The organism is Catenuloplanes japonicus, from assembly GCF_000717135.1.
GTDB lineage: Bacteria > Actinomycetota > Actinomycetes > Mycobacteriales > Micromonosporaceae > Catenuloplanes > Catenuloplanes japonicus.
On sequence record NZ_JNXY01000027.1, the window covers coordinates 128005 to 151555 of the forward strand.

Sequence of the window (23551 nt, forward strand, 5' to 3'; positions counted from 1 at the left end):
ACGGTGGCTCGATGACCGGCCCGCGAGCTGGCACCATGAACCGGTGCAGAGGTGGTCGGTGGTCATTCCGGTCAAGCCGGTGTCGGTGGGCAAGAGCCGGCTGCGCGGCGCGGTCCCGGAGGCGTCCCACGAGGCGCTGGCGCTCGCGCTCGCACGGGACACGGTCGCCGCGGTCCTGGCCTGTCCCGAGGTCGGCGAGGCGCTCGTGGTCACGGACGACCCGGTGGTGGCCGAGGTGGTGACCGCGCTCGGCGCCCGCGTTGCGCCGGACGCGCCCGGCAACGGCCTCAACCCCGCCATCCGGTACGGCGAGAGCGGCTTCCCCGCCCGGTCGTGGCGCGCCGCGCTCACCGCGGACCTGCCCGCGCTGCGCCCCGCCGAGCTGGCCGCGGCGCTGCGCGCGGCCGCGGGGACGCCGTTGCGCCGCCGGTTCGCCGCCGACGCGCCCGGGACCGGGACCGTGCTGCTCACCGCGCCGCCCGGCGTGCCGCTGGACCCGCGCTTCGGCGGGCCGTCCGCGGCCGCGCACGCGGCGTCCGGCGCGCTGGCGCTGACCGGCGACTGGCCGACCCTGCGGCGGGACGTGGACACCGAGGCCGACCTGGACGCGGCCGCCCACCTGGGCGTGGGCGCGCACACCACGGCGCTGGCGCCCGCACCCTGCGGACCCGCGACACCCTGCTGATCGCCTGGTCACTTTCCGCGCACGCCGTACCCACGCGGGGTTTAGGGTTTGAAGCCATGCAGGGAACGGTTGCGCGCTTCGACGACGAGACCCACCACGGGACGCTGCTGCTGGACGACGGGAGCGAGGTCGCGTTCGGGGCGGACGCGTTCGCCGCGTCGGGGCTGCGGTTGCTGCGGCTCGGCCAGCGGCTGACCATCGACCGGAATGATCGAGGCGAGGTAATCTCGATCACCTTTCCCGGCCTGATCTGACCTTTCCGAAGCTGAATTCACGTTTCAGTAACCTTTGTCGGGTGATGATGATTTGGTGAGCACCGCGCAAGCCTCCGTCCGACGCCGCGGCCCGGACGGAAGATTCGTTCGCGCCGATGTTCCTGCTGCTAGGGTCGAGGTTCCGCCCAGTGGTGACCATGTTCCGCTGTCCCGGAGACCCGACCCCGCCGACGAAGCCGGATCGCCCCAGACGACGACCGACGCTGCAGAGGTGGCCGAGATGACTCAGGACCTGACGTTCGACCCCGCCGTGACCGACGCCGCCCCGATCGACGAGATGCCGATAGAGGAGCTGCTCGGCGCGGAGCCGGAGCCCGACGACTCGCTCCCCGAGGACCGCTTCCTCAACCGGGAGCTCTCCTGGCTGGACTTCAACGCCCGCGTGCTCACGCTGGCCGAGGACCCGGACACGCGGCTCCTGGAGCGCGCGAAGTTCCTGGCCATCTTCGCCAGCAACCTGGACGAGTTCTACATGGTCCGCATCGCCGGGCTGATGCGCCGCATCCAGGCCGGCATCCCGGTCCGCGGCGGTGACCAGGTCCCGCTGCGCACCCAGCTGAAGACGATCCTGGACAAGACCGCGGACCTGGTCGCGCGGCACGCCGCCTGCTTCAGCGACGAGGTCGCGCCGAAGATGTCGGCCGAGGGCATCCACCTGGTGCACTGGGCCGACCTGGACGACTCCGAGCGCGAGGAGCTGCGCACCTACTTCCGGGAGCACATCTTCCCGGTGCTCACGCCGCTGGCCGTGGACCACGCGCACCCGTTCCCGTACATCTCGTCCCGGTCGCTGAACCTCGCGGTCTCGGTGAAGTCGCCGGAGAGCCAGCAGGAGCTGTTCGCCCGGATCAAGGTGCCGAACAACGTGCCCCGGTTCGTCATGATCAGGACGACCGGCAACACCGCGCGCTTCCTGCCGGTCGAGGATCTGATCTCCGTCCACCTGGACCAGCTGTTCTCCGGCATGCAGGTGGTCGAGTGCCACCTGTTCCGGGTGACCCGCAACGCGGAGCTGGAGGTCGACGAGGACCGCGACGAGGACCTGCTCAAGGCGCTGGAGCGGGAGCTGGCGCAGCGCCGCTTCGGCCCGCCGGTGCGGCTGGAGGTGGCCGCCTCCATCTCCGACCACATGCTCGAGGTGCTGGTCCGTGAGCTGGACGTCGATCAGCACGACGTGCTGCGCGTGCCCGGCCTGCTGGACATGTCCGCGCTCTGGCAGATCTACGGCGCGGTCGACCGGCCCGACCTGAAGGACCGGCCGTTCGTGCCGGCCACCCACCCGCGGCTGATCGACGGCGAGGTGCCACGCAGCATCTTCGCCTCGCTGCGGGACGGCGACGTGCTGGTCCACCACCCGTACCACGCGTTCTCCACCAGCGTGCAGCGCTTCATCGAGCAGGCCGCCGCGGATCCGAACGTGCTGGCCATCAAACAGACGCTGTACCGGACCAGCGGCGACTCCCCCATCGTGGACGCGCTGGTGGAGGCCGCCGGCGCGGGCAAGCAGGTGGTCGTGCTGGTCGAGCTGAAGGCGCGCTTCGACGAACAGGCGAACATCGGCTGGGCCCGGAAGCTGGAGCGGGCCGGCTGCCACGTGGTCTACGGCCTGGTCGGTCTCAAGACCCACTGCAAGACCTCCCTGGTGGTACGCCAGGAGGGCACCCAGATCAAGCGCTACTGCCACATCGGGACCGGCAACTACCACCCGAAGACCGCCCGGCTCTACGAGGACTTCGGGCTGCTCACCGCGGACCCCGAGGTCGGCGCGGACGTCACGGACCTGTTCAACGTGCTCACCGGGTACAGCCGGCAGACGTCGTACCGCCGGCTGCTGGTGGCCCCGCACGGCGTGCGCCGGGGACTGATCGAGCGCGTCGAGCGCCAGATCGCCCGTGCGCAGCAGGGCCTGCCCGCGCTGGTCCAGATCAAGGTGAACTCGCTGGTCGACGAGGAGTTCATCGACCAGCTCTACCGCGCGTCGCAGGCCGGTGTCCGGGTCGAGCTGGTCATCCGCGGCATGTGCGCGCTGCGTCCCGGCGTGCCCGGCCTGTCCGAGAACATCCGGGTCCGCTCGATCGTCGGCCGGTTCCTGGAACACTCACGGATCTTCCGGTTCGGGCCCGGCCCGTCGTCGTCGGACGTCGAGTCCGGGCGGTACGAGGAGCCCGCCGAGTTCTGGATCGGGTCGGCGGACATGATGCACCGCAACCTGGACCGCCGCGTCGAGGCGCTGGTGCAGGTGACGGACCCGGCCGCCACCCGCGAGCTGGAGACCGTGCTGCGGATCTCGATGAGCGACGAGTGCGAGGGCTTCGACCTCCTGCCGGACGGCACCTGGGTCCGCCGTACCTCCACAATCGACAAGCCGCTCAAGCACCTGCAGTCCGTGCTGCTGCGGCGCACGATCCGCTCCAACAGCTGAACTGATTCTTACGAGAGAGTTAACTTCCGGCGGTTATGGTGACGACCATGCTGGAGGAAGAACGCAAATATGAAGTGGCCACGGAATTCGACCTGCCCGACCTGACCGGCGCGCTTCCGTCCGGCGGGCAGGTGGTGGCCAAGGAGCCGAAGGTGCTCACCGCCACCTACTTCGACACCGAGGACCTGCGGCTGGCACGGGCCGGCGTCTCGCTGCGGTTCCGCAAGGGCGACGACGAGCCGTGGACGGTCAAGCTGCCGGCGGACGTGCCCGGCACCCGGCACGAGATCTCCCGGCCCGGCCGCAAGGCGAAGACGCCGCCGGAGGAGATGGCCGCGCTCGTCACGCCGTACTCGCGCGGTGAGGGCCTGAACCCGGCCGTGGTGGTCCGCAGCGCGCGCCGGGCGTACCTGCTCAAGGCGCAGGACGGCACCATACTGGCCGAGCTGGACGACGACACCGTCGAGGTGCTGGACGGCGAGAAGGTCCGCTCCACGTTCCGCGAGGTCGAGGTGGAGCGCGCGGACTGCGACCCGGCCCTGCTCGACGAGATCGAGGCGCTGCTGGTCAAGGCCGGCGCCACGGCCGGCACGTTCACGCCGAAGCACGCGCGGGCGATGGGCGCGGCCGCGACCGCGGCGCCGGACCTGGTGCCGCCCGGCACGCTCTCCGACGCGCCGACCGCGGGCGACGTGGTCACCGCCGCGATCCGGGACGGCATCGGCCGCATCCTGGCGCACGACCCGCTGGTCCGGCTCGAACAGCCGCTGCCGGACGGCGACACGGCCGTGCACCAGATGCGCGTCGGCTGCCGCCGGCTCCGCAGCGACCTGCGCACGTTCGGCGCGCTGGTGAAGCCGTCCTGGTCCCGCGCGCTCCGCGACGAGCTGGGCTGGATCGCCGGCGTGCTGGGCGCGGCCCGCGACGCCGAGGTGCTGCGCGAACGGCTGCGCAAGACCGCCGCGCTCGACCCGCTGGCGCCGCTCTCCGCCAAGTCCGTGGACCGGCTGGACGCCCGGCTGGCCAAGCGCCAGCGCCGCGCGCTCGACGCGCTGGGCGAGGCGCTGCGCACCGACCGCTACCGCAAGCTGGTGGACCTGCTGGTCGAGGCCGCACGCGAGCCGAAGCTGTCCCCCGCCGCGGACGCGCCCGCGACCGAGGTGCTCCCGCGCCTGGTCGCCGCGCCGTGGGAGGCGCTGGTCAACGGCGCCAAGGGCACGGCCGGCGCGGCCGACCTGCAACCCGGCGACCCGGACGAGCGCTGGCACGGCGTCCGGATCAACGGCAAGCGCGCACGGTACGCGGTCGAGGCCGTCGCACCCGTGCTCGGCGGCCAGGCCGTCGCGCTCGGCAAGGCGCTCTCCAAGGTGCAGAATCTGCTCGGTGAGCACCAGGACGCGGCGATGGCGGCGGACACGTGGCTGGACCTCGCGGGCGAGAAGCCGGATGATCATGGCATGGCAGTGACGGCCGGCCGCCTGGCCGAGCGAGAGCGCGCGATCATCCACGCGGTGCGCGGGGACTTCCCCGCGGCGTGGGCCGTCGCGGCACACCCGAAGAAGACCGCTTGGCTGCGCTGAAGACCGTGCGCGCGGCCGGGGGCGTCCTGTGGCGCCCGGCCGCGAACGGGCCGGAGATATGCCTGATCCACCGCCCGAAGTACGACGACTGGTCGCTGCCCAAGGGCAAGCTCGACCCGGGCGAGCACCCGCTGACCGCCGCCGTGCGCGAGGTGGGCGAGGAGACGGCCGTGCCCGCGGTCCCCCAGGTCAGGCTGCCCGCCATCCGGTACGAGACCCGCGACGCCGCCAAGCTCGTGGAGTACTGGTCCATGCGCCCCCGCCCGGACCTGCCGCCCGGCAGGTTCACGCCGAACGCGGAGGTCGACGACCTGCGCTGGCTGCCGGTGCCGGAGGCGCGCCGACTGCTCAGCTACCCGCACGACGGCACCGTGGTGGACGCGTTCGCCGCGCTGCCGCAGGTCACCACCGTGCTGGCCGTGGTCCGCCACGGCCACGCCGGCCGCCGCGAGGACTGGCCCGGCGCGGACTCGGCCCGCCCGCTCGACGAAGCCGGCGCCGCGGAGGCCCGGGAACTGGCGGAACTGGCCGCGCACATCGGCCCGCAGCGGCTGATCTCCGCCTCGCCCCGGCGGTGCCAGCAGACGCTGGCGCCGCTGGCCGCGCACGTGGACCTGCCGGTCGAGGTGGACGCGTCGTTCGACGAGCCACGGTCCGGCGAGACGCCGGCGGCGCGCCACGCGGTCGCGGCCGACCGGATCCGGACGCTGGCCGAGGCCGGCGAACCGGCCGTGGTCTGCAGCCAGGGCAAGATCATTCCGGACGCGCTCTGCCGCGTCGCCGGCCACGGCACGCCGCGCGACTTCCACAGCCCCAAGGGGACCGGCTGGCTGCTCGCCTTCGCGGGCGACCGCCTGATCGGCCACGACCGCCTGCTCCCCTCCGACTCCCGCGTGGTCCAGGCCTCAAACCGCTCCTAACGGTGGAAGTGCCTGCTCCCCGCGGCTCCCACGTGATCCAGACCGCGACCCGCTCCCAGCGCGGCGGGAACACCCTTCTCCCTACGGCATGACCCAGGCCGCGACCCGCTCCCAGCGATAAGAGTGCCTGCTCCCCCGCCGCTCCCGGCGTGATCCAGACCTCCACCCGCTTCCAGCGATGGGAGCGCCTGTTCCCTTCCGCTCCCGGCGTGACCCAGGCTCCCCCGCTCCCAGCTGTGAGACCGCCTGTATCTCACCGCGTCGATCGGTGCGGTCCGGGCACTTCGTGCCCGAAATTTCGTGACATAGCAGTCTGCGCGAGACCGAACCGACCGCTATTTCTCGAAATTTCGGGTGCAGGACGGCGCCGTCGACCTCGTCGCGCCGGCCATGGGGAGCGTCGCGGTGCCGCCGCAGGCAGTTGCGCCATCCAGTCCCTGAGAGGGAGGCGCTCGCGGGGGCGGGCGACGGATACTGCGAGGCGTGTGGGAACGGGCCAAGGCACTGGCGAAACGGAATCCGACGGCCGTGGACGCGGTGATCGCGATCGTCTGCTTCATGCTGACCGTCGCCGGGCACGGCGCGGTGGACGACACCCGGCCGATCGTGCTGTTCTTCGGCGCCGTGTCCACGTTGCCGCTGGTCCTGCGCCAGCGGGCGCCGTTCACGATCGCGGCGGTCTGCGGGGCCGGCACGATCGGGCTGATCGCCATGCACGGATTCATCGACTGGCCCTACGGGCAGCTCGTCGCCACCTACACGGTCGCGGCGGCCAGCCCGTTCGTGGCCCGTGCCGTGCTGACCGCCGGCACGCTGGCCGGCCTGATCTTCACGCAGCAGACGCTGGACAAGCCGATCGGCGCGGTGGTCACCTCAGCCAGCGTCTTCGTGGCCGCATTCGCGCTCGGCACCGGCGCCCGCGCCCGCCGGGACCGGATCTCGCTGCTGGAGGAGCGCGCGCTGCGCCACGCGGAGGAACGCCTGCGGCACGCGGAGGAGCGCGAGGCCGCGGCCGCCCGCGAGCGGGAACGGATCGCCCGCGACATGCACGACATCCTGGCCCACTCGATCAGCATGATCGCGGTGCAGGCCGAGGCCGGCCCGCTGCTGGTGCACCGTGACCCGGACCGGGCCGCCCGCGCGTTCGACGCGATCTCCGGCACCGCGCACGACGCGCTCACCCAGCTGCGCCGCACGCTCGGCGTGCTGCGCGGCGGCCCGGACGACCGCGCGCCGCAGCCCGGCCTGGAGTCGCTGCCCGCGCTCACGGACCGGGCCCGGGAGGCCGGGCTGGCGGTCACGCTCACCACGCACGGCAGGCCCGGGAGCGCGCCGCCCGAGGTCGCGGTCGCGGCGTACCGCGTGGTGCAGGAGTCCCTCACGAACGTGCTCCGGCACGCCGCCGCGGAGGCGGCCCGGGTGGATCTGACCTGGTCGGCGGCGTCGCTGCGGGTCGAGATCACGGACGACGGCCGTGGCGCCACCGACGCCGGACGGCCCTCAGGCCACGGGCTGATCGGCATGCGCGAGCGCGTCACGGCCTGCGCCGGCGACTTCAGCGCGGCCACGGGCCGGACCGGCGGCTTCACGGTGACCGCGATGTTCCCGCTGCCCGCCCTGTCACTCGCCCCGCCCGCCGACGAAGCACCCGCGCCACCCGCTCCGCTCGCCGATGGAAGGCCCGCGCCACCCGCTGACCGGCTGCGCGGGCCGGACCGTGCCCCGGATGCCGGCCGGGCCGCCGGACAGGCTCCCGGCCCGTCCGCCGGATCCGCTCCCGGCCCGTCCGCCGGATCCGCTCCCGGCCAGGCTCTGAACCCCGCTGAGGCCGTCCGTGGCTGACGAACACCGCCCGCCCCTGTCCGAGTTCAGCCGGAGGGCTCCGCGTCGGCCTCCGCGCGAATCAGCGCGCCCGAACCGGGCTCGGGCGAAGCCCGTCAGCCCGGACCATGCTCCGACCATGCCGTGCCCCGCTGGCCGGGCCGAGGCGGCACCTCCGCTCCACAGACTGCTATTTCATGAAATTTCGGGCGCGGAGCGCCCGAAGATCGCGGGTAGCCACGGACGCACGGGTGGCCACGGACACGCAGATGGCTACAGACGCGCGGGTAGCCACGGACGCGCGGGTAGCCACGGACGCGCAGATGGCCACGGACGCACGGGCAGCCACGGACGCGCGGGCAGCTACGGACGCACGGATGGCCACGGACGCACGGGCAGCTACGCGCCCGCAGACGGCCCCATACCCGCAGCCGCCACCTGCGAAGGCCACCGCCGGTGAGCGGCGGGCTCCGCGTGCTGGTCGCGGACGATCAGGCGCTGGTACGGGACGGGTTCTGCGTGATCCTGGACGCCCAGCCGGACATCACCGTCGTCGGGGAGGCCGGCGACGGGGTGGAGGCGGTGCACGCCGCCCGCACGCTGCGGCCGGACGTGGTGCTGATGGACGTGCGCATGCCACGGAAGAACGGCATCGAGGCGACCGCGGAGATCTGCGCCGCCACGGACGCCCGGGTCCTGATGCTGACCACGTTCGACCTGGACGAGTACGTCTACGACGCGCTGCACGCCGGTGCCAGCGGCTTCCTGCTCAAGGACATGCGCCGGGCCGAGCTGGTCAGTGCCGTACGCACGATCGCGCACGGCGACTCGCTGCTCGCGCCGAGCGTCACCCGTCGCCTGATCGCGGACATGGTCGGCCGCGGTGGCACGCCCGCGGGTCCGGCCGGGCGCTGGGCGACCGCGCTGGCGTCGCTGACCGCGCGCGAGACCGACTCGCTGCGCCTGGTCGCGCAGGGACTGTCGAACGCGGAGATCGCGGCGCGGCTGCACGTCACCGAGCACACCGTGAAGACGCACATGAGCAACCTGCTGACCAAGCTCGGCCTGCGCGACCGGGTGCAGGCGGTGGTGCTCGCCTACGAGTCCGGGCTGGTCGTGCCGGGGCAGCACGCCCGGGAGTAGACCGGGGCCTCACTCCCGGGAGGGAGGCGAGGAACCACTCCCGGCGGCGATCCGGGACGAGGCCCGGACGCGGAAATCTGCGCTCATGCTTCGTTTCCTGTCCGGCGCCGCGGCGCGCCGACCCGTGCTCACCATCGTCCTGTGGACCGCCGTGCTCGTCGCCGGGTTCGCGGCCGGCGCCAACCTGTTCAGCCGCCTGACCTCGGAGGTGGGCGGCGTCCCGGGCAGCGAGTCCGCGGTCGTACAGGAGCGGCTGGACGCCGCGAACCCGGAGCCGGACTCGATCACCGCGGTCATCGACGGCGCTTCCGCACAGGCGCTCGGCGACGCGATGACCCGCGTCCGGGCGCTCGACGGCGTCGCCTCGGCCTCGGATCCGGTGCTCTCGTCCCGTACCCCCGAGGTGGTGTTGATCTCTGTGGTGGTGAGCGAGGAGGCGGCGGAACCGGCCGCGGAGATCCTGCGGAACGTGCCGGCCACCGGCGTGGTGGTCTCCGGCGGGCCGCTGACCATGGCGGACTACAACGATCAGGCGCAGCAGGACGTGCAGCGCGCGGAGATGATCAGCCTGCCGGTGGTGCTGGTGCTGCTGCTGGTGGTGTTCGGCAGCCTGCTCGCGGCCGGGCTCCCGCTGCTGGTCGCGGTGGTCGGCATCGGCGCGAACTTCGGCCTGCTCTACGTGTTCAGCCTGGTCACGGACGTCTCTGTCTACGCGGTGCAGGTGACCACGATGCTCAGCATGGGCCTGGCCGTGGATTACGCGCTGCTGCTGGTGAGCCGGTTCCGGGAGGAGCGCGCGGTGGATCCGGACGTGCCCGGCGCGGTGCTGCGCGCGTCCGTGACCGCGGGCCGGACCGTGCTGTTCACCGGCCTGACCGTGGCGGTGGCGCTGGCCGGGCTGACCGTGTTCCCGGACCCGTTCCTGCGCTCGATGGGCCTGGCCGCGAGCGGTGTGGTGCTGGTGAACATGCTGGCCGCGGTGACGCTGCTGCCCGCGATGCTGCGCCTGTGGGGGCACCGGATCACGCCGGCGGCCGCGACCGGTGGCTCGGTCTTCGGCCGGATCGCCGCGCGTGTGCAGCGACGGCCGATGCTCACGCTGCTGGGCACCGCGGCCGTGCTGGTGGTGCTGGCGCTGCCGGTGGCGGGCCTGACGATCGCCACCGGCGACGCCCGTTCGCTGCCGGCCGCGTCCGCGACCCGGGAACTGGACGAGGCGTTGAAGCGCGACTTCCCGCTGCTGGCCGGGCCGGGGCCGCTGCTGGTGGTCTCCGGCACCCCGGACCGGATCGCGGCCGTGCCGGGCATCGCGCGGGTCGCCTACCGGGACGGTGTCGTCAGCGCCTATCCGGCGGAGCGCGCCTCCTCGGCACAGACCCAGGAAGCCGTGCGTACGCTGCGCGACCAGGGATTCCAGGTAGCAGGCGAGGCCGCGCGGCTGGCCGATTACCGCACGATGCTGGGTGAGCGCGGCCCGATCGCGGCCGTGCTGGTCGCGGTGGGCACGCTGGCGCTGCTGTTCGCGTTCACCGGCTCGATCCTGCTGCCGGTCAAGGCCGTGCTGACGAACATGCTGAGCATCGCGGCCTCGCTCGGCGTCGTGGTCTGGGTGTTCCAGGAGGGACATCTGGCCTGGCTGCTGGGCAGCGAGCGGCTGGACGACACGAACCTGACCGTGCCGGTGCTGGTGGCCGCGATCGCGTTCGGGCTGTCCGTGGACTACGAGATGTTCCTGCTCTCCCGCGTGCGGGAGCGGCACCTGGCCGGCGACGCCCCGGACGTGGCGGTGGCGTCGGGCCTGCAGCAGACCGGGCGCATCATCACGTCCGCCGGGCTGCTGCTGGTGGTGGTGTTCGCGGGCTTCCTGACCGGCGGCTTCGCCCCGATCAAGCAGATCGGGCTGGGTCTGGTGCTGGCCGTCGCGCTGGACGCCACCGTGGTGCGGCTGCTGCTGGTCCCGGCCACGATGACGCTGCTGGGCCGGTGGAACTGGTGGGCGCCGCGCCCGCTGCGCCGCCTGCACGGCCGGATCGGCGGCGCTTTCACGGAGCCGGTCGTGGCCTGACAGACGCGTCCGGTCGTGGCCTGACAGACGCCGAGGGCGCCTCACCCGTGCGGGGTGAGGCGCCCTCGGCGTGCAAATCTGGTGTTGTCAGCGCTTCCGGGCGACCGACTTCTTCGCCGCCGGGGCCTTCTTGGCCGTCGACTTCGTAGCCGTCGTGGTGCTCTTGGTCGCCGCGGACTTCTTGGCCGGGGTGGCCGCCGCGGTCTTCTTCGCCGCGGTGGCGGTGGTCTTCTTCGCCGGCGCCGTCTTGGCCGCGGTGGCGGTCTTGGCCGGGGCCGCCTTGGTGGCGGTGGCCTTGGTGGCGGTCGCCTTCGTCGCCGCGGTCTTCTTGGCCGCGGTCGCCGTGGTGGCCTTGGCTGCCGGCGCGGTCTTCGCCGCCGTCGCCTTGGTGGCCGTGGCCTTGGTGGCGGTCGCCTTGGTAGCGGTCGCCTTCGTGGCGGTGGCCTTGGCGGCCGTGGTGGTGGTCTTCTTGGCGGCGGCCACCTTCGGCACCTTGCCGCTGGCGACCAGCTCCTTGAATCCGGCGCCGGGCCTGAAGGCCGGGACGGACGTCTTCTTCACCTTCACCGCTTCACCGGTACGGGGATTGCGGGCTGTTCGGGCGCCGCGCACGCGCTTTTCGAAGACTCCGAAGCCGGTGATGGCCACGCGGTCGCCCTTGGTGACCGCGTTCTGGACCTCCGCGAGAACCGCGTCCAGCGCCGCCGTCGCCGTCTTCTTGTCGCCCAGGCGAGCGGCGAGCGCCTCGATGAGCTCGGCCTTGTTCACGAGATTTACCTCCCAGATGAAGCGAATGGACTGTTACACAATGATTCTGCGCGCACGGTATGCCCTGGGAGCAGCAGATACAAACATCCGTGGGAAAAAAGTCCTTGTGTCGCAACGGAATCACCCCCGCGAGCCCCTCTTTGCCGGGCTGAAGCGCCCTGACGGCAACGATTCGAGGGTCTCGCGGGGGTGAGAATCCCGCTGTTATCGGGGTTTGGAGACAGTCGGTTCCGCGTCGTACCTCAGGCCAGAGACGGCTTGAAGGACGGTCGCTCGGCCTCGTAGGCGGCGATCGCGTCCTGGTGCCGCAACGTCAGGCCGATGTCGTCCAGGCCCTCCATCAGGCGCCAGCGGCTGAAGTCGTCCATCGGGAACGACCAGACGCTGCCGTCCGCCCGCACCTGCCGTGCGGCCAGGTCGACCTCGATCCGCGCGTCCGGGTCCTTCTCCGCCAGGTCCCACAACCGTTCCACCGCGGCCTGGTCCAGCTCGACCGGGAGGAGCCCTTCCTTGAGCGCGTTGCCACGGAAGATGTCGCCGAAGCGGGGCGAGATGACCGCGCGGAATCCCCAGTTGTGCAGGGCCCACACCGCGTGCTCACGCGATGATCCGGTGCCGAAGTCCGGCCCCGCAACGAGAATCGACGCGGACGAATAGGCGGGATTGTTCATCACGAATGCCGGGTCCTCGCGCCAGGCGCTGAAGAGACCGTCTTCGAAGCCCGTCCGCGTCACCCTCTTCAGGTACACCGCGGGAATGATCTGATCCGTATCCACATTGGAGCGCCGCAGCGGAACCGCGGAACCGGTGTGAACGGTGAACTTCTCCACTTTCCGAAAGTCCCTTCGGCTACAGGTCCGCGGGGGCCGCGAGACGGCCCAGGACGGCGGTGGCGGCGGCGACCGGCGGTGACACCAGGTGGGTGCGCCCGCCCTTGCCCTGCCGGCCCTCGAAGTTGCGGTTGGACGTCGACGCCGAGCGCTCACCGGGCTTGAGCGTGTCCGGGTTCATGCCCAGACACATGGAACAACCCGCGAACCGCCACTCCGCACCGGCCTCCGTGAAGACCTTGTCCAGCCCCTCCGCCTCGGCCGCCTCCCGCACCTTCGCGGAGCCGGGGACGATCATCATGCGTACGCCCTCGTGGACCTGGTGCCCCTGCAGCACCTCGGCCGCGGCGCGCAGATCCTCCAGACGCCCGTTCGTGCACGAGCCAACGAACACAACGTCCACCGGGATCTCGCGTAACGGGGTGCCGGGGGTGAGGTCCATGTACTCCAGCGCGCGCTCGGCGGCGGCCCGCTCGTTCTCCCCGTCGAAGTCGGACGGGCTCGGCACCACGCCGCTCAGCGCCACGCCCTGGCCCGGGTTGGTACCCCAGGTCACGAACGGGGTGATCGCGTCCGCGTCCAGGATCACCTCGGTGTCGAAGACCGCGTCGTCGTCCGTGGCCAGGCTGCGCCAGTAGTCGACGGCCTCGATCCAGGTGGTGCCGGTCGGCGCGTACTGCCGGGTCCGCAGGTACTCGAACGTGGTCTCGTCCGGCGCGATCATGCCGGCCTTGGCGCCCCACTCGATGGACATGTTGCAGATGGTCATCCGGCCCTCCATGGAGAGCTTGCGGATGGCCTCGCCGCGGTACTCCACGATGTGGCCGCGCCCGCCACCGGTGCCGACCTGGGTGATGAGCGCCAGCACCAGATCCTTCGCCGTGACGCCGGGCTTGAGGTCGCCCACCACGGTCACGGCCATGGTCTTCGGCCGCGCCTGCGGCAGCGTCTGCGTGGCCAGCACGTGCTCGACCTCGCTGGTGCCGATGCCGAACGCCAGCGCGCCGAACGCGCCGTGCGTGGCCGTGTGCGAATCGCCGCAGACCATGGTGAGGCCGGGCTGGGTCAGGCCGAGCTGCGGGCCGATCACGTGCACGATGCCCTGCTGCTCGTGGCCGAGCGGGTGCAGGCGCACCCCGAACTCCGCACAGTTCTTGCGGAGCGTCTCGATCTGCGTGCGCGAGGTCGGGTCCAGGATCGTCATCAGGTCGCCGCGACGGGCGTTGAAGGAGACGTCGTCGTACCCGGTCGGCGTGTTGTGGTCCTCGGTCGCCAGCGTGAGGTCGGGACGCCGCACCGGCCGCCCCGCGAGACGCAGACCGTCGAACGCCTGCGGGCTCGTCACCTCATGCAGCAGATGGAGATCAATGAATAGCAGATCTGGCTCACCCTCGGCGGATCGCACCACGTGGGCGTCCCAGACCTTCTCGGCCAGGGTCCGCGGAACAGCGGGCTGTGGATTGGCTCCCACCATCTGGACATCCTAAATTCTGGGAGGTATGTTTCGTCTTGTGGGACACAGTATGAGCGGTGTCGGCGTTCTCGACAAGGCGGTGGTCATCCTGGCCGCCTGTGTCGACGGCGCCAGCCTGGCCGAACTCGTCGAGCGCACGAAGCTGCCAAGGGCTACGGCGCACCGGTTGGCGCAGGCATTGGAAATCCACCGGATGCTGGTCCGTGACACCCAGGGCCGCTGGCGCCCGGGGCCGAGGCTGGGCGAGCTCGCCAACGCGGCGCCGGACGTGTTGCTGACCGCGGCCGAGCCGTTGATGGCCGCCCTGCGCGACGCGACCGGCGAGTCGGCACAGCTCTACCTGCGCCGCGCCGACGAGCGCCTCTGCGTGGCGGCGGCGGAGCGGGCCAGCGGGTTGCGGGACACCGTGCCGGTCGGGTCGGTGCTGCCGATGACCGCCGGCTCGGCCGCGCAGATCCTGCTGGCGTGGGAGCCGCCGGAGGCCGTGATGCCGTTGCTGCCGCGCTGCAAGTTCACCGGGCGGACGCTGGCGGAGGTCCGGCGTCGCGGGTGGGCGCAGAGCGTGGCGGAGCGGGAGGCCGGGGTGGCGAGCGTGTCGGCGCCGATCCGGGACCGGACCGGGCGGGTCATCGCGGCGGTGAGCATCTCGGGGCCGATCGAGCGGCTGGGGCGGCGGCCGGGGGACCGGCATGCGATGGCCGTGGTGCGTGCGGGGCAACGGTTGTCGGGGCTCTGAGCTGATTTTGTCGGGCGCCGCCTGCATCGTCGTTGCGATGGTGCGGGCGGCGCTTTCGTGTGAGTGGCGGTTGTTGCACGCGGGCTGCGCAGGAAATCCAAGGGACAGGGGCAGGGCCGCGGGGTTCTGAGAATCACGTGTCGTGAGACTTGGCGCCGGGGGCGGACTCGGCGTGATCGACGGGCACTCCGTGCCCGACATTGTGGAAATAGCGGTAGGCGGGTGGAGGCTGAGGCTCTGACGCCGGAAGGCCGGCAAAGGCAAGAGCCAGGGCATTTTCCCGCTTTCGCGGTGGTCCGGGCCGCATGCTCCCGCGGGCACCGGTCGTCGCTGGCGCTCCTCCCTGCCGGTTTCGCCGTGGTGACGGAAGACCCGACCGGGCGTTCTGGAGCCGGGATTCGTTATTTACCGGGCTTTCGGCATCGGGCTGGGTTGCCGGCTGGAGGCTGGGTTGACGCCACTGCCTGCTGGAAGCCGATTGCCGCCCGAAATATCACCTTATGGCGGTCAGTGACCTGAGGTCCCGCAAGGGGACCATGGCCGTATGTACGTTTTCCGCACCCAGGCGCTTGGAGTCAGTCGGTCGTCGCCATGCCCGTTGATCAGGGGCTTGACGGCGAAACCAGGCAGTCCTCATGTAGCGCAGATGCGGCGAAAGCATGGAAAACGCACATACGAGCACGCCCCAGGCCGCCACACCAGTGAGTGGCTACCAGAACCGGGGCCGGCGCGGTCGCCCCACACGACAGAACGCGTGATCGACCCCAGAACACGCGGACCCGCCGGCACCACGCGAGAGGAGCGAGCCAGGCCGCAGGCCGGGGGCCGCAGGCCGGGGGCCGCAGGCCGGGGGCCGCAGGCCGGGGGCCGGGGACCGGGGACCGGGGACCGGGGACCGGGGACACAGCGTGCGCGGGAAGCACGGAAATTTGGGGAATGGCTGAAAAGCCGGTGCAGGGTGCGGAAAGATGCGAGAAAGGAGGAAGCCCGCCTCGCTTTCGCGAGACGGGCTTCGACTGTAGTCCCGATGGGATTCGAACCCACGCTACCGCCTTGAGAGGGCGGCGTCCTAGGCCGCTAGACGACGGGACCTCGGACTTGCTTTTTGTTACTTGATCTTGCGCTTTCTAGCTTACCAGGCCCTCCAAGTTGGTTTACTTGGCCCTGCCTGCCCTGCGGTCTTGCTCGCTGCCTTCTGGAAGCAACGGTGTGGAACCCTACCAGATCCAGCACCGCCGCCCTGTCGGGCAACACTGCTGGGGTACCAGGACTCGAACCTAGACTAACTGAACCAGAATCAGTTGGGCTGCCAATTACCCCATACCCCATCGGCGCTGCTTGCTGCGCCGGAAAGAACTTTACCTGACCCCATGTTGCCCGCCAAATCGGGCCACCGTCCGGCGTTTGCGCATTTGGGCGCGCGCCCGCCGGACGGAGTTCCGATGCAGGTCAGCGTGCCGCGACGGGGTTGACCAGCTCGCCGATGCCCTCGACGCGGACGGAGACGACGTCGCCGTCCGTGATGGTGGAGACGCCGGCGGGGGTGCCGGTGAGGATCAGGTCGCCGGGGAGCAGCGACATGACGTGCGAGACGTAGGACACCAGGGACGGGACGTCGAAGATCATGTCCTTGGTGCGGCCGAGCTGGCGGACCTCGCGGACCTCGTTGCCGCGTCCGACCTCGCAGCGGACCTCCAGGTCCGAGACGTCCAGGCGGGTCTCGATCCACGGGCCGACCGGGCAGAACGAGTCGAAGCCCTTGGCGCGGGTGAACTGCACGTCGTTCTTCTGCAGGTCGCGGGCGGTGACGTCGTTCGCGCAGGTGTAGCCGAAGATGACCTTCTCGGCGTCCTTGCGGTCGATGCGGCTGACCGGGCCGGTGCCGCCGATCACCACGGCCAGCTCGGCCTCGTGCTCGACCTGCTGCGACTGCACGGGCAGCCGGATCGTGTCGTTCGGCCCGATGACCGAGGACGACGGCTTGAGGAACATCAGCGGCTCCTTGGGAACCGCGTTGCCCAGCTCGGCGGCGTGATCGGCGTAGTTGCGGCCGATGCCGATCACCTTGCTGGAGAAGATCGGAGCGAGCAGGTGGACGTCGGGAAGAGCCCACCGTCGGTTGGTGAACGTCACCGGTTCGAAGGGGGTGCGGTCGATCTCGGCGACGGTCAGTCCGGCAAGGCCGGCCCCGGCCTCGCCCTCGACCACTCCGAACGACACACCACCGGCGTGAACGAAACGAGCAAAGCGCATGCCGTGAAGCCTAAATCTCCAGCTTGAAACCGACGTGGCTGGGCGTGAAGCCGAGACGTTCGTAGAAGCGGTGTGCGTCACCGCGGGTCGCGTTCGAGGTCAGTTGCACCAGGGAACAGCCGCGTTCCCTGGCCTCGGCGATCACCCAGCGCATCAGCTCCCCGCCCAGCCCCTGGCCCCGGCGCGCGGACGCGATCCGGACCGCTTCCACCAGCCCGCGCGTACGCCCGCGCTGCGACAACCCCGGGATGACGGTGAGCTGCAGCGTGCCCACGATCACACCGTCGATCTCCGCCACCGCCAGCAGTTGTGCGGGATCCAGATCAACAACCTCGAAGGCGCGGCGGTACGGCGTGAGGTCCGCCACCGACTCGCGTCCCCGGCCGAGCCCGTCGTCCGCCAGCAACTCCACGATCGCCGGAATGTCGTCCGCCACGGCCCGTCGCATCAGCATGTGGCCCATCCTGCCGCCTGCCCTACGCTTGCCGGATGACCACCGTGCTGGACGAGCAGACCTGGCGCGCCCGCCAGGCCGCGCACGAGGCACGCGTCGACGCGTGGATCCAGCCGCACCTGGAGCGCCGCCGCCGCGGCCTCAAACATCCGGTGCTGGACTTCCTGTTCTCGTACTACTCGCATCGCCCGGCGCGGCTGCGGCACTGGCAGCCCGGGTTCGGCGTCACCCTGGAGAACGGGCCGTCGTTCGACGACGAGGCGTTCCTGGCCAAGCGCGGCGAGTCGGTGACATGGATCCGCACGCTGCTGGAGTCGACGGCGAACCGGCCGGCGCACTACGGCTGTTTCGGGATGCACGAGTGGGCGATGGTCTACCGGCAGACGCCGGACGAGGTGCGGCACAACGCCTGGCCGCTGCGCCTCTCCCCCGAGGCCACGGCCGCGCTGGTCGAGGAGCGCGGCGTGCGGTGCAGCCACTTCGACGCGTTCCGGTTCTTCACCGGCCCGGCCCGCCCGCTGAACCTGCTGCAGCCCACGCGCGAGCGCCAGACCGAGCTGGAGCAGCCGGGCTGCCTGCACGCGAACATGGACGTCTACAAGTGGGCGTACAAGCTCGGCCCGCTGGTCTCATCCGAACTGGTGGCGGACGCGTTCGCGCTGGCCCACGACATCCGGAGCCTGGACATGCGCGCCAGCCCGTACGACCTGGCCGCGCTCGGCTACCCGCCGGTGCGGGTGGAGACGCCGGAGGGCCGGGCCGAGTACGCGGCGGCGCAGCGTTCCTTCGCGGAGCGCGCCCGGCCGTTGCGCGAGCGGCTCATCGCGGCGGTCGACGCACTTCCCGTGGGGGAACGCCAGATCCGCTGAGCAGGAGGGCTCTTCGCCGGCTGCGGAGAACGGACGCGTGGCGGACGTTCCGGCATCGCGCGCGGCGATCACGGCTCCCGGCACCGGCTGATCGCCCCGGCCGCCGTCAGCCGACGTCGGCGCCAGCCGGCCGGCCGACCGGTCAGGCCGCGGGCTCGGCGGTCAGGCCGGGCGTCGCGCGGGGGCGCCGGTGGCCGCTGACCAGGGCGACGACCGCGGTGTAGACGGCGAAGACGGCCGCGCCGACCACGCCGGTCACGTAGATCGGCGGCCACATGGACTGCTCCGTTCCGATCTGGACGGAGACGAAGTAGGCGCCCAGTGCGAGCAGGCCGAACACGCCGGCGCCGCGTACCCGCAGCCCGCGCAGCAGCAGCCACTCGAGCAGCGGGACCGCCAGCAGCGGAACGGCCAGGATGATCAGGCCGTTGCCGATGCTCGCGTCCGGGTCGTCCGGCCACAGCGTCGCGGCCATGACCGCGGTCACGCCGAGCGCGGCCACCCAGGACCCCACCCAGACCCCGGCGCCGCCGACCGCACCGAGCAGAACCGTCCGAAGCTCAACACGCTTGTCGCTCATGAGGGGAATCCTGCCGTCGCGGCGGCCCCGGCTCCTGAGTGCCGGTACTCAACTCACCATGAAGCCCCGGCCGCGTAGTCGGCGAACCGTTTCGGCGGGTGGCCGGTGACACGCTCCACCGTGTCCTGCGGCGCGGAGTCGCCGGCCGCCGCGAGCGCGGCGAACGCGGCCACGTCCCGGTCGATCTGCGCGGACGGCACGCCGAACGCGGTCATCGCGGACGCGTAGGCCCCGGCGGTGCCGTCGAACCGCACCTCACGGCCGGCCGCCGTGCCGACGATCGCGCACGCCTCACCGAACGACAGCGCCTCCGGGCCGGTCACCTCGTAGGTGGCGCCCGCATGGCCGTCACCGGTCAGCGCGGCGACGGCCACGGCGGCGATGTCGCCCGCGTCCACGAACGTCTGCCGCACGCCGCCGACCGGGATCGCGACCGTGCCCGCGTCCACGGCCGGGCGCAGGAAGCCCTCGTCGAAGTTCTGGGCGAACCAGTCCGCGCGCACGACCGTCCACTCGGCGCCGCCGTCGCGCACGGCCTGTTCCGCGGAGAGCAGCCGCGCATCGCCCATGGTCTCGATGGACCGGCTGGACAGCAGCACCGCGCGCCGCACACCCGACCGGGCGGCCAGATCCACGAACGCCGCATCCACGGGTACGCCGTCCGGCGCCATCAGGAACATCGCGGTCACGCCGGTGAGCGCGGCCGTCCAGGTGCCCGGCTCCGCCCAGTCGAAGCGCACCGCCGCGGACCGCGACGCGGGCCGCACCTCGGAGCCGGTGGCGCGCAGCCGCGCCGCCACCCGTCGCCCGACCGTCCCGCCGGGTCCCAGCACGAGAATCATGCCCGCAGTCAATCACCGCCCCACGACAGAAAGCGGCCGTTCCGCCGGCACGGTCACTCCACAGGGGATCCCCGGCGGCGGCGTCCCGGCGATAACACACCGGGCGCCGCCTCCGTCCGGGAAGTACCGGAAACAGGACGAAAAGATGTTTCGCCGGGAAATCGGACCGACGACTGAGCACCGGGATCTAAATTTCCCTCAGCGATATCGACAGCGATTCTTCACTGCGCGATAAAAGGACGAATCCCATGCTCTCAAACGGTGCCGCGGCCTCGGCCGTGGCCTTACTGCTGCTCGGCGGATCCGCCGTGGACGCACCACTCGAAAGGGCCGCACCGAAGGTGTCGGCGGCGGTGGCGAGCACCGGCGGATCCGGCTGCCCGGGTGCCGTCGCCACGGTGACCGCGACCGGCGCGGACGGTTTCACGCTCCGGTTCCCGGGCTTCACGGCGCGGGCCGGAGGGTCGGCGCCGCTCACCGAGAGGCGGCGGAACTGCATGGTCGGCGTGAACATCGACCGGCCCGCGGGCTGGACCTTCACGCTGAGGAAGGCCGAGTACCGCGGGAATGCCCAGCTGGCGAAGGGTGCGGTCGGCACGATGCAGGCCACGTACTACTTCAGCGCGTCACGGTCGACGGCCCGGTACACCCGGACGCTCAAGGGTCCCCTCCGTTCGGCCTGGCAGGGAGGCGCCACCGACTTCAAGGAGCTGGGCTGGGCGCCCTGCGACTCGGCCCGGACTCTCAATATCAACACCGAGGTGCGGGTCACTCCGGGGCCGGACCGCAAGCAGAAGAGTCAGATGGAGACGGGTGCCGGCGGAAAAGCGACCGCGACGTATCACCTGTCCTGGAAGAAATGCTGAAACGAGATCTCGGCAGCACAGTTCTCCCGATTGCTGAAACGCATCGGGCCGACGAGAGGATGACATTCGAATGCGCAAGACAATGGTCACCACCGGCCTTTCACTCGCCATGCTCGGCGCGTCCTGCCTGACCACCGCCACGGCGGCGCAGGCCGCGCCGACGGTGGTGGAGGGACCGGACCAGTTCAAGGTCCAGCTCGTCTCGCTGGCCGGCACCGGCTGCCCGGCCGGAACGGCCGCGGTGAACGTCTCGCCGGCGAAGGACTGGTTCACCATCACCTACGACGCGTTCGAGGCCGAGATCGGGAAGGGCACGCCGAAGTCCGCCGCCCGGAAGGCCTGCCAGCTCGGCATCGACCTGGACGTGCCGCCCGGTTACACGTTCACGATCGTGCAGATCGACCACCGCGGCGCCGCGAACCTGGCCAAGGGCGCGAACGCGAACGTGCGGGGCGTCTACTACTGGAGCGGTGAGCAGAGCAGCAAGGTCATCACCAACACGCTCACCGGCCCGTTCGACAACGTCTGGGACTTCCACGACAAGGTCGAGGAGGACGTCATCTCCGTGATGCCCTGCGGCGAGTCGAAGACCTTCAACGCGAAGCTCGACATCAGCGTCCGCCCTGGCACGTCGAACCCGGCGGTCAACGGCAGCGTCATCACGCTCGACTCGACGGACGTCAGCTTCGCCACGAAGTTCCAGTTGACGTGGGAGAAGTGCTGAGGTTCGCCGTCGCCGCGGGCCGGGCCCCGGCCCGCGGCGCCCCTTCCACGTCCGCACGAGACCGCATCGGATCAGGCACATGCGACACACCTTGACCATCGGCGCGGCCCTGCTGGCGCTGACCACCACGGCAGGCGCCCGGACCGCGGAGCCGGCCACGACCGCCGCGCCGCAGTTCCGGCACGTCTCGACGGCCGGCACGGGCTGCCCCGCCGGATCGGCCACGGTGGCCATCACGCCGGACGGGACCGAGTTCACCGTCACGTTCGCCGAGTTCGCGGCCGAGACGGGTGCTGCCGCCACCAAGGCGGACCGCGAGCGCACGTGTCTGATCAGCGCCACCGTGGCGTTGCCGGCCGACACGTCCGTCACGATCGGCAGCATCGCGCAGCGGGGTTTCGCCTCGCTCGCGGCCGGCGCGTGGCTGCATCGGAAGACCACCTACTCGTGGTCGGACGGCAAGAACCTCCGCCCGCTGCGGAGCACGGTGAAGGGCCCGTCCGACAAGCCCTGGGCCGGCACCGATCAGACCACGGCCGCATCGCTTCCGGCGTCTCCGTGCGGCAGCGGACCGTGGACGTTCACCGCGAGGATCGACCTGTCCCTTGAGGCGGGCACCTCGGGCCCGCAGGGCCGGAGCGCCGCGGGGCTGGACTCGCTGGACGGCAGCCTCGGCAGTGCTCGGCCGTGCCTCGCGCGCTGACCGTTCGAAATCCCTCGTCCGCGCGCTCGTACCGGCCGTCGCGGGCGCTCGGGTCCTGCCACCCACGGACCCGGCAGGGAGGAGCGCCAGCGACGACCGGTGCCCGCGGGAGCATGCGGAAAGTGACCACCGCGGAAGCGGGAAGATGAATTTGATCTTGATCTTTGGTCAGCCGAAGCGGCCGTGGACGTAGTCGGCGGTGCGGGTCCTGGTGGAATTCATCCAGCTGCACGGTGACCCCGCCGTCGACGGCCCGGCTCCGCACGCTCTGAGCAGCCGCTATGGCCGCTTCCGCATCCGCGAAGCCCTGCGGGGAGACGCCGGTGACGATCTTGACAAACGCGACCTCCCGGAAGCACCGGGCAACACGAGCCGCAAATCCGGCATAAACGCCGCGATCCCTTTTCATCGATTGACATCGATGGTCGACCGCGCGTAACGTCCGCCGCGGACACCGAGGGGTCTGCCACCCGAGGATCGGCCCGGCGCATCGCCGTGCCGCCACCCCGATCGAGAGGCAGACCATGCGACGCCGCACCCTCCTGGCCACCCCGCTCGTGCTCGCGCTCCCCGGCGTTCCCCGGGCGGCGGCCGACCCGGCCCCCACCGGCTTCGCCTCGCTGGGCACCGGCACCACCGGCGGCGCGGGCGGCCCCACGGTCACCGCGACGACCGCGGACCAGTTCCTCGGCTACATCGACACCGTCGGACCGCTGGTCATCCAGGTGAACGGGCTGATCCAGATCACCAGCAAGCAGGGCGTCCGGCCGCACAAGACGATCATCGGCATCGGTACGAACGGGCGCATCGACGGCGGCGGGCTGGACTTCTACCGGTCGTACAACGTGATCGTCCGGAATCTGCTCTTCACGAACGCGGAGGACGACGCGGTCAACGTCGGGCAGGAGTCGCACCACATCTGGATCGATCACAACACGTTCCGCGGCGCGGTCGACGGCTCGGTGGACATCGTCCGCGGGTCCGACTTCGTCACGGTCAGCTGGAACCACTTCGACCACTCGGACAAGTCCATGCTGATCAGCCACTCGGACGGCGCGGCCGGCACCGACGTTGGCCACCTGCGGGTCAGCATCCACCACAACTGGTTCGACAACAGCGTCCAGCGGCATCCGCGGGTGCGGTTCGGCGAGCCGGTGCACGTCTACAACAACTACTTCCTGAACAACACGTCGTACGGCGCCGCCTCCACCGAGAACGCGGGCCTGGTCGTCGAGGGCAACTACTTCGAGAACGTGCCGCATCCGCTCTTCTCCGCGAGCGGCTACGCCGATTCCGGGCCGGGCCGGGCCGTGGCGCGCAACAACACGCTGGTGAACTCCGGCGCGCTGGAGGTGTCCGGCACGGTGGTCGAGCCGTCCACGTACTACGCGTACACGCTCGACGCGCCCTCGTCCGTGCCCGCGCTGGTCCGGGCCGGTGCCGGCCACGGGCGCATCTGACACACCCCTTCGGGTGGTACGCCCTGCGCGTACCACCCCCTCTCCCGGCGGGCGGCGGTGAATACTGGGAAACCTGACTGT

General features: G+C 71.3%; 22 protein-coding genes and 2 tRNA genes. 15 read left to right on the forward strand and 9 right to left on the reverse strand.

Annotated features, from left to right (window positions below; translation table 11 throughout):
- The first annotated feature begins 43 nt into the window (after positions 1 to 43).
- From cofC to OP04_RS33485, 8 genes are all read left to right on the forward strand, one after another.
- On the forward strand, positions 44 to 685 hold the full coding sequence (gene cofC / locus OP04_RS33450) for a 2-phospho-L-lactate guanylyltransferase (RefSeq protein WP_033343911.1): 642 nt from the start codon (positions 44 to 46) through the stop codon (positions 683 to 685).
- 56 nt (positions 686 to 741) lie between these two features.
- Positions 742 to 939: a hypothetical protein gene (locus OP04_RS33455; RefSeq protein WP_033343912.1), complete on the forward strand. Its 198-nt coding sequence runs from the start codon at positions 742 to 744 to the stop codon at positions 937 to 939.
- A gap of 241 nt (positions 940 to 1180) precedes the next feature.
- Positions 1181 to 3382, forward strand: a complete 2202-nt coding sequence (locus OP04_RS33460) for an RNA degradosome polyphosphate kinase (RefSeq protein WP_085066975.1) — start codon at positions 1181 to 1183, stop codon at positions 3380 to 3382.
- A gap of 47 nt (positions 3383 to 3429) precedes the next feature.
- Entirely contained in the window at positions 3430 to 4962 is a 1533-nt protein-coding gene (locus tag OP04_RS33465) for a CYTH and CHAD domain-containing protein (RefSeq protein ID WP_033343977.1), read from the forward strand.
- Entirely contained in the window at positions 4950 to 5882 is a 933-nt protein-coding gene (locus OP04_RS33470) for an NUDIX hydrolase (protein WP_085066965.1), read from the forward strand. Before OP04_RS33465 ends, OP04_RS33470 begins: the two co-directional genes overlap by 13 nt.
- Positions 5883 to 6365: 483 nt before the next feature.
- Entirely contained in the window at positions 6366 to 7724 is a 1359-nt protein-coding gene (locus OP04_RS33475; RefSeq protein ID WP_051799473.1) for a sensor histidine kinase, read from the forward strand.
- 435 nt (positions 7725 to 8159) lie between these two features.
- A complete protein-coding gene (locus OP04_RS33480; protein WP_051799474.1) occupies positions 8160 to 8846 on the forward strand; it encodes a response regulator in 687 nt (228 codons plus the stop codon).
- 85 nt (positions 8847 to 8931) lie between these two features.
- Positions 8932 to 10911, forward strand: a complete 1980-nt coding sequence (locus OP04_RS33485) for an MMPL family transporter (protein WP_033343913.1) — start codon at positions 8932 to 8934, stop codon at positions 10909 to 10911.
- Positions 10912 to 10998: 87 nt separating this feature from the next.
- Here the strand turns inward: OP04_RS33485 and OP04_RS33490 are convergent, their stop codons facing one another.
- From OP04_RS33490 to leuC, 3 genes are all read right to left on the reverse strand, one after another.
- Positions 10999 to 11679 carry an HU family DNA-binding protein gene (locus tag OP04_RS33490; protein WP_033343914.1) on the reverse strand — a complete coding sequence of 227 codons (681 nt, stop codon included), beginning with the start codon at positions 11677 to 11679 and terminating at the stop codon, positions 10999 to 11001.
- Positions 11680 to 11921: 242 nt separating this feature from the next.
- On the reverse strand, positions 11922 to 12509 hold the full coding sequence (gene leuD / locus OP04_RS33495) for a 3-isopropylmalate dehydratase small subunit (protein WP_033343915.1): 588 nt from the start codon (positions 12507 to 12509) through the stop codon (positions 11922 to 11924).
- A 19-nt stretch (positions 12510 to 12528) separates the two neighbouring features.
- Positions 12529 to 13983, reverse strand: coding sequence for a 3-isopropylmalate dehydratase large subunit (gene leuC, locus OP04_RS33500; protein ID WP_033343916.1), 1455 nt, complete (start codon positions 13981 to 13983; stop codon positions 12529 to 12531).
- A 49-nt stretch (positions 13984 to 14032) separates the two neighbouring features.
- Between leuC and OP04_RS33505 the strand changes: the two genes are divergently transcribed.
- Positions 14033 to 14719: an IclR family transcriptional regulator gene (locus tag OP04_RS33505; protein WP_033343917.1), complete on the forward strand. Its 687-nt coding sequence runs from the start codon at positions 14033 to 14035 to the stop codon at positions 14717 to 14719.
- 1019 nt (positions 14720 to 15738) lie between these two features.
- Here OP04_RS33505 and OP04_RS33510 read toward each other — a convergent pair.
- The 4 genes from OP04_RS33510 to OP04_RS33525 all read right to left on the reverse strand — a co-directional run bounded on the left by OP04_RS33510 (position 15739) and on the right by OP04_RS33525 (position 17435).
- A tRNA-Glu gene (locus tag OP04_RS33510) sits at positions 15739 to 15811 on the reverse strand.
- Positions 15812 to 15975: 164 nt separating this feature from the next.
- Positions 15976 to 16047, reverse strand: a tRNA-Gln gene (locus OP04_RS33515).
- Positions 16048 to 16168: 121 nt separating this feature from the next.
- Positions 16169 to 16972 (reverse strand): fumarylacetoacetate hydrolase family protein, encoded by an 804-nt coding sequence (locus tag OP04_RS33520; RefSeq protein ID WP_033343918.1) that lies wholly within the window; start codon positions 16970 to 16972, stop codon positions 16169 to 16171.
- A 10-nt stretch (positions 16973 to 16982) separates the two neighbouring features.
- Positions 16983 to 17435 carry a GNAT family N-acetyltransferase gene (locus tag OP04_RS33525; protein ID WP_033343919.1) on the reverse strand — a complete coding sequence of 151 codons (453 nt, stop codon included), beginning with the start codon at positions 17433 to 17435 and terminating at the stop codon, positions 16983 to 16985.
- 26 nt (positions 17436 to 17461) lie between these two features.
- Here OP04_RS33525 and OP04_RS33530 point away from each other — a divergent pair, with 26 nt between their 5' ends.
- Positions 17462 to 18295: a hypothetical protein gene (locus OP04_RS33530; RefSeq protein ID WP_033343920.1), complete on the forward strand. Its 834-nt coding sequence runs from the start codon at positions 17462 to 17464 to the stop codon at positions 18293 to 18295.
- A 142-nt stretch (positions 18296 to 18437) separates the two neighbouring features.
- Here OP04_RS33530 and OP04_RS33535 read toward each other — a convergent pair whose 3' ends face one another.
- Positions 18438 to 18875, reverse strand: coding sequence for a hypothetical protein (locus tag OP04_RS33535; RefSeq protein ID WP_033343921.1), 438 nt, complete (start codon positions 18873 to 18875; stop codon positions 18438 to 18440).
- Between the two features lie 53 nt (positions 18876 to 18928).
- Positions 18929 to 19717 (reverse strand): SDR family oxidoreductase, encoded by a 789-nt coding sequence (locus OP04_RS33540; protein ID WP_033343922.1) that lies wholly within the window; start codon positions 19715 to 19717, stop codon positions 18929 to 18931.
- 248 nt (positions 19718 to 19965) lie between these two features.
- Here OP04_RS33540 and OP04_RS33545 point away from each other — a divergent pair, with 248 nt between their 5' ends.
- The 5 genes from OP04_RS33545 (at position 19966) to OP04_RS33560 (ending at position 23470) form a co-directional block, all read left to right on the forward strand.
- Positions 19966 to 20583, forward strand: a complete 618-nt coding sequence (locus OP04_RS33545) for a DUF4360 domain-containing protein (RefSeq protein WP_051799475.1) — start codon at positions 19966 to 19968, stop codon at positions 20581 to 20583.
- A 70-nt stretch (positions 20584 to 20653) separates the two neighbouring features.
- Entirely contained in the window at positions 20654 to 21307 is a 654-nt protein-coding gene (locus OP04_RS33550) for a DUF4360 domain-containing protein (protein ID WP_085066966.1), read from the forward strand.
- Between the two features lie 79 nt (positions 21308 to 21386).
- Positions 21387 to 22010, forward strand: a complete 624-nt coding sequence (locus tag OP04_RS33555) for a DUF4360 domain-containing protein (RefSeq protein ID WP_033343923.1) — start codon at positions 21387 to 21389, stop codon at positions 22008 to 22010.
- Positions 22011 to 22221: 211 nt separating this feature from the next.
- Positions 22222 to 22449 carry a hypothetical protein gene (locus OP04_RS53820; RefSeq protein WP_157240713.1) on the forward strand — a complete coding sequence of 76 codons (228 nt, stop codon included), beginning with the start codon at positions 22222 to 22224 and terminating at the stop codon, positions 22447 to 22449.
- An 85-nt stretch (positions 22450 to 22534) separates the two neighbouring features.
- Complete coding sequence (locus tag OP04_RS33560) at positions 22535 to 23470, forward strand: pectate lyase family protein (RefSeq protein ID WP_033343924.1); 936 nt, start codon at positions 22535 to 22537, stop codon at positions 23468 to 23470.
- Positions 23471 to 23551 lie beyond the last annotated feature (81 nt).

Coding starts and splice junctions, on each gene's coding strand:
- OP04_RS33455 (WP_033343912.1), top strand. CDS start 742: ATGCAGGGAACGGTTGCGCGCTTCGACGACGAGACCCACCACGGGACG.
- OP04_RS33460 (WP_085066975.1), top strand. CDS start 1,181: ATGACTCAGGACCTGACGTTCGACCCCGCCGTGACCGACGCCGCCCCG.
- OP04_RS33465 (WP_033343977.1), top strand. CDS start 3,430: ATGCTGGAGGAAGAACGCAAATATGAAGTGGCCACGGAATTCGACCTG.
- OP04_RS33485 (WP_033343913.1), top strand. CDS start 8,932: ATGCTTCGTTTCCTGTCCGGCGCCGCGGCGCGCCGACCCGTGCTCACC.
- leuC (WP_033343916.1), bottom strand. CDS start 13,983: ATGGTGGGAGCCAATCCACAGCCCGCTGTTCCGCGGACCCTGGCCGAG.
- OP04_RS33505 (WP_033343917.1), top strand. CDS start 14,033: ATGAGCGGTGTCGGCGTTCTCGACAAGGCGGTGGTCATCCTGGCCGCC.
- OP04_RS33520 (WP_033343918.1), bottom strand. CDS start 16,972: ATGCGCTTTGCTCGTTTCGTTCACGCCGGTGGTGTGTCGTTCGGAGTG.
- OP04_RS33525 (WP_033343919.1), bottom strand. CDS start 17,435: ATGGGCCACATGCTGATGCGACGGGCCGTGGCGGACGACATTCCGGCG.
- OP04_RS33530 (WP_033343920.1), top strand. CDS start 17,462: ATGACCACCGTGCTGGACGAGCAGACCTGGCGCGCCCGCCAGGCCGCG.
- OP04_RS33535 (WP_033343921.1), bottom strand. CDS start 18,875: ATGAGCGACAAGCGTGTTGAGCTTCGGACGGTTCTGCTCGGTGCGGTC.
- OP04_RS33540 (WP_033343922.1), bottom strand. CDS start 19,717: ATGATTCTCGTGCTGGGACCCGGCGGGACGGTCGGGCGACGGGTGGCG.
- OP04_RS33545 (WP_051799475.1), top strand. CDS start 19,966: ATGCTCTCAAACGGTGCCGCGGCCTCGGCCGTGGCCTTACTGCTGCTC.
- OP04_RS33550 (WP_085066966.1), top strand. CDS start 20,654: ATGCGCAAGACAATGGTCACCACCGGCCTTTCACTCGCCATGCTCGGC.
- OP04_RS33555 (WP_033343923.1), top strand. CDS start 21,387: ATGCGACACACCTTGACCATCGGCGCGGCCCTGCTGGCGCTGACCACC.
- OP04_RS33560 (WP_033343924.1), top strand. CDS start 22,535: ATGCGACGCCGCACCCTCCTGGCCACCCCGCTCGTGCTCGCGCTCCCC.